This is a genomic window from Sphaerisporangium flaviroseum (assembly GCF_039537005.1).
GTDB lineage: Bacteria > Actinomycetota > Actinomycetes > Streptosporangiales > Streptosporangiaceae > Sphaerisporangium > Sphaerisporangium flaviroseum.
This window is the reverse complement of sequence record NZ_BAAAZR010000019.1, coordinates 198,756-210,044: the sequence shown is the minus strand read 5'-3', so window position 1 is coordinate 210,044 and position 11,289 is coordinate 198,756. Positions and strand designations below refer to the sequence as shown.

The following is an 11,289-nucleotide window of genomic DNA, read 5'->3' as shown; positions in this document are numbered from 1 at the left end:
CCGTTTCACGTTCCTCAGCCCGGCCCCGGTGGCGGGGGCCGCCGGCATGCTGGGGCGGCGGCTTGGGGAGCGGCGGTTTGGGAGCGGCGGTTTGGAGAGCGGCGGTTTGGGAGCGGCGGCCGCTACCAGCCGCGGGCGCGCCACTCGGGCAGGGACGGGCGCTCGGCTCCGAGCGTGGTGTCCTTGCCGTGACCGGGGTACACCCAGGTCTCGTCGGGGAGCCGGTCGAAGACGCGCTGCACCACGTCGTTGTAGAGCTGCTCGAACCGGGCGGCGTCACGCTCGGTGTTGCCCACTCCTCCGGGGAACAGCGAGTCGCCGGTGAACAGGTGGGAGTCCTGGTAGAGCAGGGCGATCGAGCCGGGGGTGTGGCCGCGCAGGTGGATCACATCGAGCGTGACCACGCCGACGGTCACCTTGTCGCCGTGCTCCACCGGCCGGGTGACCGGCACCGGCAGCTCCGGGGCGTCCAGCGGGTGGGCGACGGTCTCCGCGCCGGTCACCTTGGCCACCTCGGCGAGCGCCATCCAGTGGTCGCGGTGCCGGTGGGTGGTGACGATCTTGCTGATGGGCTGGTCGCCGATCAGGTCGAGCAGCCTCGGGCCGTCGGCGGCCGCGTCGATCAGCACGCCGTCACCGGTCTCACGGCACCGCAGCAGGTAGGCGTTGTTCCCGAAGTCGCCCACCTCGATCTTGCTGATCGTCAGGTCGGGTAGCTCCCGCACGTCGGCGGGGCCGTCAGCGGTCACATCACCGGTGTAGGTCATGGGTACTCCTCAGGTGGTGTCGCCGGAAGGCCGGGCGGGGCCGGCATCGTCAGCCACGGCGGTGCGGTCGGCGGCTTCTCCGCCAGCCTAAGCCCCTCGAAGGTGACGCCGTCCGGCTGCCCGTGCCCATCGCCGCTGAGGCGTCCGGTGAGCCAGCCGAGCACGCCGGGGGCCCATCCCGCCACCGCCGGGCCCTCGCCGAGGCCGGTCCAGCTCCGGTCGCCGGCGCGGACGGCGCTGATCGTGCTCTCGGCGCGGGGCCGGCACGCCATCGCGTCATGGAGCTCGCGCTGGACGAAGACGTCGGGCCAGTCGGCCCACGTGTATCCGGCGTCGAGGTCCACATGGTGGATCTCGACCTCCCTGATCCTTCGTACGAGCAGGTACCAGGCGGGGTGCGGGGGTGGTCGCATGCCCTCCACGAGGGCGGCCCAGGCCTCCGGCGGCATCGAGCCCAGCATGTCGGCGAACCGGCCGGAGCTGTCGACGAGGTCGGCGTGCTGGTCCTTGATCGGCCTTCCGGCTCCTTGGGCGATCTGGGTCTCCCGGGCGTCCGGTGTTGGGTACTGTGGTGTGTACACACCCGTCTTGGCCCAGGTCATCAGGTTGATATGGCTGTCCGCGTTACGCGCGACGTGGGTGAGCACATGGCCGCGGGTCCAGCCCGCAAGCAGGGAGGGGGCCGTGACGTCCGAGTCGGACAGCGCGGCCGTGGTGGCGAGCAGCCGGTTCGTGGCCGCGGTGAGCTCGGCCTGAAGGTCGTCGAGAACGGTCATGCACGTCATCATTTCCCCATACACGCCCGCCCGCGCGCCCCTTTCCGGCACGGGCGGTCCCCAGCCCCGGGGAGCGAACGTTCCGCCCCCGCCGGGGGGCGGCTCTCCGGACCGGAAGAAACTGTCGGACCCCGTCGTTAGAGTGGCGGCGACTAGTCAGAGGTGGCCCGTTCCGGCTGCCGTGGATCGCAACCTGAACATGAGAGATCTGCTGTGGCCGACCGCTTGATCGTTCGTGGCGCCCGCGAACACAACCTCAAGGACGTCTCGCTTGACCTGCCGCGAGACGCTCTGATCGTCTTCACCGGGCTGTCCGGCTCCGGTAAGTCCAGCCTGGCCTTCGACACCATTTTCGCCGAGGGCCAGCGGCGCTATGTCGAGTCGCTCTCGGCGTACGCCCGGCAGTTCCTCGGGCAGATGGACAAGCCCGATGTCGACTTCATCGAGGGCCTGTCTCCCGCGGTCTCGATCGACCAGAAGTCCACCTCCCGCAACCCCCGGTCCACCGTCGGCACCATCACCGAGGTCTACGACTACCTGCGCCTTCTGTGGGCGCGCATCGGCAAGCCCCACTGCCCCACCTGTGGCCGTCCCATCGCCAGGCAGACCCCGCAGCAGATCGTCGACCGGGTGCTCGAGCTGCCCGAGGGCACGCGATTCCAGGTCATCGCACCGGTGGTCCGCGGACGCAAGGGGGAGTACGCCGAGCTGTTCCGCGAGCTGCAGACCAAGGGCTTCGCGCGCGCCCGTGTCGACGGCACGACCGTCAGGCTCGAAGAGCCACCGACCCTGAAGAAGTACGAAAAGCACGACATCGAGGTGATCGTCGACCGCCTCTCCGTCAAGGACGGCGCGCGCCGGCGGCTCACCGACTCGGTGGAGACGGCGCTCCAGCTGTCGGGCGGCACGATCACCCTCGACTTCGTCGACCTCCCCGAGGACGATCCCGGTCGCGAGCGGTTCTACTCCGAGCATCTCTACTGTCCCTACGACGAGCTGTCCTTCGAGGAGCTCGAACCCCGGTCGTTCTCGTTCAACTCGCCCTTCGGCGCCTGCCCCGACTGCACCGGTCTCGGCACGCGCATGGAGGTCGACCCCGAGCTCGTGGTGCCCGACCCCGAGAGGTCCCTGGGGGAGGGCGCCATCTCCCCATGGGCCGGCGGCCACACCAGCGACTACTTCGTCCGGCTGGTCGAGGCGCTCGGCCACGCCCTGGGGTTCGACCTGGACACCGCATGGGAGCGGCTGCCCAAGCAGGCGCAGAAGGCGTTGCTGCGCGGCCACGACGAGCAGGTCCATGTCCGCTACAGCAACCGCTACGGCAGGCAGCGCTCCTACTACACGACCTTCGAGGGCGTGATCCCGTGGGTGCAGCGCCGGCACGCCGAGGCCGAGAGCGACTCCACGCGCGAGCGCTTCGAGGGCTTCATGCGGGAGATCCCCTGCCCGACCTGCAAGGGTGCCCGCCTCAAGCCGGTCTCGCTCGCCGTCACGGTGAGCGACTCCTCCATCGCCAAGGTGTCGTCGATGTCGATCGGCGAGTGCGCCAAGTTCCTCGGCGGGCTCACCCTCTCCGAGCGTGACTCCCACATCGCCGAGCGGGTCGTCAAGGAGATCAACGCCCGGCTGGGCTTCCTGCTCGACGTCGGGCTCGACTACCTCACCCTCGACCGCGCGGCGGGCACGCTCGCCGGTGGCGAGGCCCAGCGCATCCGGCTGGCGACCCAGATCGGGTCCGGCCTCGTCGGGGTTCTGTACGTTCTCGACGAGCCGTCGATCGGCCTGCACCAGCGGGACAACCAGCGGCTGCTCGACACGCTGATCCGGCTGCGCGACATGGGCAACACGCTGATCGTCGTCGAGCACGACGAGGACACGATCGCCGCGGCCGACTGGGTGGTCGACATCGGGCCGGGAGCCGGTGAGCACGGCGGCCAGGTGGTCGTGTCCGGCACCGTGGAAGACCTGCTGGCCAGTGAGGACTCGCTGACCGGCGCCTATCTGTCCGGGCGCAGGAGCATCGACCTGCCCGCCACCCGGCGAAAGCGCGACGCCAAGCGCAAGCTGGTGGTCAAGGGCGCCAGGGAGCACAACCTCAAGGGCGTCGACGTCGAGTTCCCGCTTGGGGTGTTCACCGCGGTGACCGGTGTGTCGGGGTCCGGCAAGTCCACCCTGGTCAACGACATCCTGTACAACGCCCTGGCCAAGGAGCTCAACGGCGCGAAGACCGTGCCGGGCAGGCACTCCCGCATCACCGGCACCGACCAGGTCGACAAGGTGGTCCACGTCGACCAGAGCCCGATCGGCCGCACCCCGAGGTCCAACCCCGCGACCTACACCGGGGTCTTCGACCACGTCCGCAAGCTCTTCGCGCAGACGACCGAGGCGAAGATCCGGGGTTATCTGCCGGGCCGGTTCAGCTTCAACGTCAAGGGCGGGCGCTGTGAGGCGTGCTCCGGCGACGGCACCATCAAGATCGAGATGAACTTCCTGCCGGACGTCTACGTCCCCTGCGAGGTCTGCCACGGCGCCCGTTACAACCGGGAGACCCTGGAGGTCCACTACAAGGGCAAGACGATCTCCGAGGTCCTCGACATGCCGGTCGAGGAGGCGCTCGACTTCTTCGACGCGATCCCGGCGATCAAGCGGCACCTGAAGACGCTCAACGACGTGGGTCTGGGGTATGTCCGGCTGGGCCAGCCCGCGACCACGCTGTCCGGCGGCGAGGCACAGCGGGTCAAGCTGTCCTCCGAGCTCCAGCGGCGCTCCACCGGGCGCACCATCTACGTCCTCGACGAGCCGACCACCGGCCTGCACTTCGAGGACATCCGTAAGCTCCTCGGGGTGCTCGGCCGCCTGGTGGACGGCGGCAACACCGTCATCGTGATCGAGCACAACCTCGATGTGATCAAGACCGCCGACTGGGTCATCGACCTGGGTCCCGAGGGCGGGTCCCGTGGTGGTGTGGTCCTGGCCACCGGCACGCCGGAGCAGGTCGCCCGCATCGAGGACAGCCACACCGGCCGCTTCCTCAGCAAGGTCCTCGGCAACTGACCTCCCACCCCTCGCGCCGTTCCCCGCCCCGTGCGCCCGTCCCTCATGGCCGGGGCGGTGTGGGGAATCGGCATGATGGGACCCGGCTTACGGGGGCTTCACGTTGGTGGGGGTGGCAAAGTGGTGTGGTCTGCGGATGTGCGTATTTCTTCATACTTCCGCGGTTGCATGTCCCGCATGCTGAACCAAGTCGAGGCGTGAGCCGTTTGCTGAGATAACGGACTTTGAGGAAGGCGAATATGACGGAGATGGATACGACGCGGCGTGCGGTGATGCTCGGTGCGAGTGGCGCCGGCCTCACCGCTGTGCTCACCGCTTGCAGTGGATATGGCGGATCCACCACGGTGGACAGCGGAGACTCCGCCTCGGAGCCGGAAGCGGATTCCTCTTCCAACAAGGGTGGGGACGACGCGGCCGGCGGCTCCGGCGGCCTGGCGAAGACGAGCGACATCCCCACGGGCGGCGGCAAGATCTTCAAGAAGCAGAAGATCGTCGTCACCCAGCCGACCGACGGCGAGTTCAAGGCGTTCAGCGCCATCTGCACCCATGCTGGATGCCCGGTAGGTTCCGTTAGCGACGGCACCATCAACTGCCCCTGCCACGGCAGCAAGTTCAGCATCACCGACGGCTCCGTGACCGACGGCCCGGCGAAGTCGCCGCTGAAGGAGAAGCAGATCACGGTCGAGGGGGACTCCATCAGCCTCGCCTGAGGCGGAGACAGACTCCTACCGGCGGGGGTGCGGGGCGACAGCCCTGCACCCCCGCCCGTTTTGTGTGCTCGCGGGGGTGAGCGGCTCTCGATGTGGGTTCTGGTGGAGGGGGTGCGGGGGTGTGGCTTGCTAGGTGGTGAGGGCGGCCCTGGGTCTTTTGGTGACATTGACCTTGAGCGGCCGGGTGTGCCCTAGCGGGTGTGATCAGATTCGCTGTGGGGGAAGTCAGGCGGGTGCGCGGCGGGGGTTACCTGCTGTTGTCGGTGATCGTGTTGGTCTGGACGGTTCTCGTCGCCGGCAGGCACGCCTGGATAGGCGACTGGCATCTGCACCTCGCCACCGTCCGTGCCGCCGCCCGTGATCCACTCGCGCCGGAAGATCCGCTGGTGGGCGGCCACCTGCCCAGCCCGTACTTCTCGCCGTACACGTTGCTGCTGGCCGTCGTGTCGCGGGTGAGCGGGCTGGCGCCGGAAACCGTCCTCGAATGGGCGGGTGTGGCGAACATCGGCCTGCTGCTGTGGGCGCTGCGGGTGTTCTGCCGCCACCTCGGCGACCGCACCGCGACCGCCGTACTCGCCGTGATCTTCATTCTGCTGCTCTGGGGGACGCTGCCGTTCGCGTGGAGCGGGTTCGCGCCGCTCGCCTCCCTGTCGTTCACCCAGCCCTACCCGTCCACACCGGCATTCGCGCTGATGCTGCTCTGCCTGGCCGCGCTCCTGCGATACCGCGACGACGGCCGCCGGAGGGATCTGGCCCGGCTCACGGTCCTGCCGGCTCTGATCCTGCTCGTACACCCCTTCACCGCCGCCGAGACGGCCTTGGTGGGCGCCGCCTTCCTGCTCGCCCGGCCGCGCGCCTGGCCGAAGGACCGGCTGCTCGCGCTCGGCTGCGCGGGCGCGGGCGCCCTCGCCCTGGCGGCGTTGTGGCCCTATACCGACATCTCCACGCTGGCTCAGGCGGGGTCCGGCTTCTCCCAGATCCACTCCGCCCTCGTCGTGGACGCCTTCGCCAAGTACGGGCTGGTCCTGGTGGGGATCCCCGCGCTCTGGCACGGGATGCGGTCGCCCTTGGGCCGCGAACTGGCCGCCGGGTTCGCCGCCGGGGCCGGTGTGGTGATCGTCGCGGTCCTCCTTGGACGGTACGAGTTCACCCGGCTCATCCCGGCCGGGGCGCTGATGTCGCATCTGGCGCTGGCCCGATACCTGGGGGACCGGCTCGCGGGCTGGAAGCCGTACGGCGTGCTGGCCGCCACGGCCTGCGCGGCCGGGCTGTTCGGCGCGGCGCCCGGGGTCGCCCGCGCGCTGCCGCCGGAGGTTCCCGCCGGCCTGGTCCCGGCCACGGTGATCGAGCGCTGGCCGGGCGGCGGCACCGGCCACCGCCACGACTTCGCCCGGCCGTACGTGCGTGACGGCGACGTCGTGATGGCGACCAGCACCGCCGCCACGCGGCGGCTCGCAGGGTGGGGGGTACGCGCGGTGGCCCCGCCGTACCCGTACCCGTTCGTCCGGGACGAGGCGGAACGGCACGCGGCGCAGCGGCGCATGTTCGCGGTCGCGACCACGCCGGAGGAACGGCTCGCCCTGGCCGACCGGTACGGGGTGCGGTGCCTGCTCGCACACCGGCCCCCCGAGGTACCGGGCTTCGTCCACGTGGCCGCCTCCGGCCGAGCAAGACTCCTGTGCAGGCGGTGACCGACCGGCGCATGCTCCGCGTGAGGTTCGTGTGCGGGTGGTGGTCGGGCGGCGTGGGTTCGGCTCGGTGCGGGTGGCGCCGCTGATCTACGGCACCTCTCTTCAGCCCCTATCCACTGCTGGATCGCCCTATTCTGTCGGCGGGTCCGGATAGGCTTTCAACGTGGCCAGATCCGCGAACAGCCCCCTGAGCTTCCGGCCCGAGCAGGGGTCCATACCCGAGTCTCCTGGGGTCTACCGCTTCAGCGACGCCCAGGGGCGGGTCATCTATGTCGGCAAGGCCAAGAGCCTGCGGCAGCGCCTCAATTCCTACTTCGCCGACTTCGCCTCCCTGCATCCGCGCACCCAGACGATGCTCACCACGGCCACCGCGGTCGATTGGACCGTCGTGGGCACCGAGGTCGAGGCCCTCCAGCTCGAATACTCGTGGATCAAGGAGTTCGACCCCCGGTTCAACGTCAAATACCGGGACGACAAGTCCTACCCCTTCCTCGCCGTCACCATGGGTGACGCCTTCCCACGGGTGCAGGTGCTGCGCGGCGCCAAGCGCAAGGGCACCCGCTATTTCGGGCCCTATTCCCACGCCTGGGCGATCCGCGAGACCGTCGACCTGCTGCTCCGGGTGTTCCCGGTGCGCACCTGCTCCGCCGGGGTGTTCAAGCGGGCCGGGCAGATCGGGCGGCCCTGCCTGCTCGGCTATATCGACAAGTGCTCCGCCCCTTGCGTCGGCAAGGTCACCGAGGAGGAGCACCGGCAGCTCGCCGAGGACTTCTGCGACTTCATGGCGGGCAACACCACCCGCTTCATCAAACGGCTGGAGCGCGCCATGCGCGACGCCGCCGGCACCGAGGAGTACGAGAGGGCCGCGCGGCTGCGCGACGACATCCAGGCGCTGCAGAGAGCCCTGGAGAAGCAGGCCGTGGTCCTCGGCGACAGCACCGACTGCGACGTGGTCGCGCTCGTCGAAGACCCGCTGGAGGCGGCCGTCCAGGTCTTCTACGTGCGTGGCGGCCGCATCCGCGGCCAGCGCGGCTGGGTCGTCGACAAGGTGGAGGAGTCCACCCCGGGCGACCTGGTGGAGCATTTCCTGCTCCAGATGTACGGCGAGGCCACTCCCGAGGCGGTGCCCCGCGAGGTCCTGGTGCCCGTCCTGCCTCCTGAGGCCGCCGCCGTCGCCGAGCTGCTGTCCGAGCAGCGGGGCGCCAGGGTCGAGGTGCGGGTGCCCCAGCGCGGCGACAAGAAGACGCTGATGGGGACCGTCGAGCGCAATGCCAAGGAGTCGCTGGCCCAGCACAAGCTGCGCAGGGCCAGCGACCTCACCACGCGCAGCCGCGCCCTGCAGGAGATCGCCGACGCGCTCGACCTCGACCAGGCGCCGCTGCGCATCGAGTGCTACGACGTGTCCCATCTCCAGGGCGATGACGTCGTGGCGTCCATGGTGGTGTTCGAGGACGGCCTGGTCCGCAAGAGCGAATACCGGCGGTTCGCGATCCGGGGCACAGCCGGCCAGGGTGATGTCGCCTCCATCTACGAAGTGATCTACCGGCGGTTCAAGCGCCATGTGGAGGAGCGGGCGGCGAGCGGCGAGCTCGATCCAGAGCCGATCGACCCCGAGACCGGCAAGCCTCGGAGGTTCGCCTATCCCCCCAATCTGGTCGTGGTCGACGGCGGCCCGGCTCAGGTGGCGGCGGCTCAGCGGGCTCTCGACGAGCTCGGGGTCGACGACGTCTCGGTCAGCGGCCTGGCCAAGCGGCTCGAAGAGGTCTGGCTTCCGGGCGACGACCAGCCTGTCATCCTGCCCCGGAGCAGCGAAGGGCTCTATCTTCTACAGAGGGTGCGCGATGAGGCTCACCGATTCGCCATCACCTACCATCGATCGAAACGCGCCAAGTCTGTTACAGAGAGCGTGCTTGACGACATTCGCGGACTCGGGTCCACGCGCAAGCAGGCTTTGCTGAAGCGCTTCGGATCCGTCAAACGGTTGCAGGGGGCTACCGTCGACGAGATCTGCGAGGTTCCCGGCATCGGGCTTTCGACGGCCGAGGCGATCGTCGCGGCGCTCAAGGGGGAGGCCACGTGACCGAGCAGACCAGCGGAAACGGAAATGAGCACGAAACTTCGCGCTCGCTGTCCGGCGGCCCACGAGGCCGCAAGAGCGTGGTGAACGACACCGCGTTCGTCATCGTGACCGGCATGTCCGGAGCCGGGCGGAGCACGGCGGCGAAAGCCCTGGAAGACCTGGGCTGGTTCGTCATCGACAACCTGCCGCCGGGCATGCTGTTCGCGATGGCCGAGGAGGCCGGGCGGGTCAACCTCGACACCGACAAGGTCGCCGCCGTGGTCGACGTCCGGAGCCTGGCGTTCACCACCGACCTCAACACCGCGATCGAGGAGCTAGAAGCGCGCGGGGTCGGGGTACGGGTGGTCTTTCTCGAGGCCAGCGACGAGGAGCTCGTCCGCCGCTTCGAGAACGTCCGGCGTCCGCACCCGCTGCAGGGTGAGGGCAGGCTGGTCGACGGCATCGCCAGGGAGCGCGGCATCCTGCGTGAGGTCCGGGCCAACGCCGACCTGGTGATCGACACCTCCTCCCACAACGTTCACGAGCTGCGCGGGAAGATCGTCTCGTACTTCGGCGGCGAGGACCGGCCGGGCCTGCGGGTCAACGTGGTGTCCTTCGGCTTCAAGTACGGACTGCCGGTGGACGCCGATCTCGTGGTCGACTGCCGGTTCCTGCCCAACCCGCACTGGGTGCCGGAGCTCCGCCCGATGAGCGGCCTGGAGGCCCCCGTGCGCGACTACGTGCTGAACCGGCCGGGTGCCAAGGAGTTCCTCGACGCCTACGAGGAGGTTCTGGGCGTCGTGGCGACCGGTTACGTCCGCGAGGGCAAGGGATATGCCACCCTCGCCGTCGGGTGCACCGGAGGCAAGCACCGGAGCGTGGCCATGTCCGAGCAGATCGGCGCACGATTGCGCGACCGGGGCATGGAAGTGCAGGTGAGCCATCGAGATGTGGGCCGCGAGTGAGCGAGGAGAGCGGGACATCCTCTGATCCAGCCCGGGTTGCGGGTTCGCCAGGGGTGGGCGGGGCCGATTGGGGCGAGGGTGGGGTCTCGCGGGGTGTGGCTTCGGGCCGGCAGATCGGAAACGGCGAGGACTACGGCGCGGCCGGGGGAGGATCTCTCTATGGCCTCGAAAGCAGCAAGCCCGACCACGCCCATCCGTACCCCGCGAGCCGCAGCAGCGACCCCCGCGTGATGAACCAGAATCTTCCCGCCTCCAGCTCGGGTGACCCGCGGGTGGTCGCGCTTGGGGGTGGGCATGGGTTGTATGCCTCTCTGTCGGCTCTACGGAGGGTCACAGGGGAGCTGACGGCGGTGGTGACGGTGGCCGATGACGGTGGCTCCAGTGGGCGCCTTAGGCGCGAGCTGGGCGTCCTGCCGCCCGGTGACCTGCGGATGGCCCTGGCGGCCCTGTGCGGTGACGACGACTGGGGTCAGACCTGGAGCAAGGTGGTCCAGCACCGTTTTCGCAGCGAGGGCGAGTTACACGGTCATGCCGTGGGGAACCTGCTGATCGTGGCGCTCTGGGAACTGCTCGACGACCCCGTGGTGGGGCTCGACTGGGTGGGCCGGTTGCTCGGAGCGCATGGCCGGGTGCTGCCGATGGCGTCGGTCCCGATCGACATCGAGGCCGAGGTCGAGCTCAACGGCCTGGTGAGCGTCGTCCGGGGTCAGGTGGCCTGCGCGGTGACCCCCGGCAACGTCCAGGCGATCTCTCTGGTGCCCGCCGATCCGCCCGCCTGTCCCGAAGCCGTCGAGGCGGTGCGCGACGCTGACTGGGTGGTGTTCGGCCCCGGATCCTGGTTCACCAGCGTGCTGCCGCACCTCAAGGTGCCCCAGCTCGCCCAGGCGCTGCACACCACCGCCGCCCGGCGGCTGGTGGCGTTGAACCTGGCCCCGCAGCCGGGCGAGACCGACGGCTTCTCCGCCGAGAAGCATCTTCAAGTACTGCGCGAGCACGCGCCCGACCTCACCGTCGACGTGGTGCTCGCCGATCGCGGGGTGGTGGAGGAGCGTGAGGAGTTGGAGAAGGCCGCCGACGCCCTCGGCGGGCGTCTGGTCCTCGCCGACGTGGCGGCCTCCGACGGCTCGCCGAGGCATGATGCACGACGGCTTGCCTCGGTCCTGGACGAGATTTTCCGTGGGAAGCGTTGATCCTGGTCAGTGCACCCACCGGGTGCGAGAGACTTGCCGGGGGCCGATGGAGCCGCGTCGGGCGGAGACAACGTTCA

General features: G+C 69.5%; 8 protein-coding genes. 6 read left to right on the top strand and 2 right to left on the bottom strand.

The window, feature by feature from the left end; all coding sequences use genetic code 11:
- Nucleotides 1-122: 122 nt before the first annotated feature.
- Nucleotides 123-767 carry an MBL fold metallo-hydrolase gene (locus ABD810_RS25440; RefSeq protein ID WP_344945353.1) on the bottom strand — a complete coding sequence of 215 codons (645 nt, stop codon included), beginning with the start codon at nt 765-767 and terminating at the stop codon, nt 123-125.
- Nucleotides 764-1,543 carry a maleylpyruvate isomerase N-terminal domain-containing protein gene (locus ABD810_RS25435; protein WP_344945350.1) on the bottom strand — a complete coding sequence of 260 codons (780 nt, stop codon included), beginning with the start codon at nt 1,541-1,543 and terminating at the stop codon, nt 764-766. The genes ABD810_RS25440 and ABD810_RS25435 overlap by 4 nt, the downstream gene beginning before the upstream one ends.
- A 213-nt stretch (nt 1,544-1,756) precedes the next feature.
- Between ABD810_RS25435 and uvrA the strand changes: the two genes are divergently transcribed.
- The 6 genes from uvrA (at nt 1,757) to ABD810_RS25405 (ending at nt 11,212) form a co-directional block, all read left to right on the top strand.
- A complete protein-coding gene (gene uvrA / locus ABD810_RS25430; RefSeq protein ID WP_344945348.1) occupies nt 1,757-4,597 on the top strand; it encodes an excinuclease ABC subunit UvrA in 2,841 nt (946 codons plus the stop codon).
- Between the two features lie 239 nt (nt 4,598-4,836).
- Nucleotides 4,837-5,307, top strand: coding sequence for a Rieske (2Fe-2S) protein (locus ABD810_RS25425; protein ID WP_344945345.1), 471 nt, complete (start codon nt 4,837-4,839; stop codon nt 5,305-5,307).
- A 215-nt stretch (nt 5,308-5,522) separates the two neighbouring features.
- Nucleotides 5,523-6,998 (top strand): hypothetical protein, encoded by a 1,476-nt coding sequence (locus ABD810_RS25420; RefSeq protein ID WP_344945342.1) that lies wholly within the window; start codon nt 5,523-5,525, stop codon nt 6,996-6,998.
- A gap of 187 nt (nt 6,999-7,185) precedes the next feature.
- The gene (uvrC, locus tag ABD810_RS25415; protein WP_344945459.1) at nt 7,186-9,078 is read left to right on the top strand and encodes an excinuclease ABC subunit UvrC; all 1,893 of its coding nucleotides are present in this window, start codon (nt 7,186-7,188) and stop codon (nt 9,076-9,078) included.
- A gap of 77 nt (nt 9,079-9,155) precedes the next feature.
- Nucleotides 9,156-10,022, top strand: a complete 867-nt coding sequence (rapZ, locus tag ABD810_RS25410) for an RNase adapter RapZ (RefSeq protein ID WP_344945456.1) — start codon at nt 9,156-9,158, stop codon at nt 10,020-10,022.
- 272 nt (nt 10,023-10,294) lie between these two features.
- Nucleotides 10,295-11,212: a gluconeogenesis factor YvcK family protein gene (locus ABD810_RS25405; protein WP_344945453.1), complete on the top strand. Its 918-nt coding sequence runs from the start codon at nt 10,295-10,297 to the stop codon at nt 11,210-11,212.
- Nucleotides 11,213-11,289: the final 77 nt, after the last annotated feature.

Coding starts and splice junctions, on each gene's coding strand:
- ABD810_RS25440 (WP_344945353.1), bottom strand. CDS start 767: ATGACCTACACCGGTGATGTGACCGCTGACGGCCCCGCCGACGTGCGG.
- ABD810_RS25435 (WP_344945350.1), bottom strand. CDS start 1,543: ATGACCGTTCTCGACGACCTTCAGGCCGAGCTCACCGCGGCCACGAAC.
- ABD810_RS25425 (WP_344945345.1), top strand. CDS start 4,837: ATGACGGAGATGGATACGACGCGGCGTGCGGTGATGCTCGGTGCGAGT.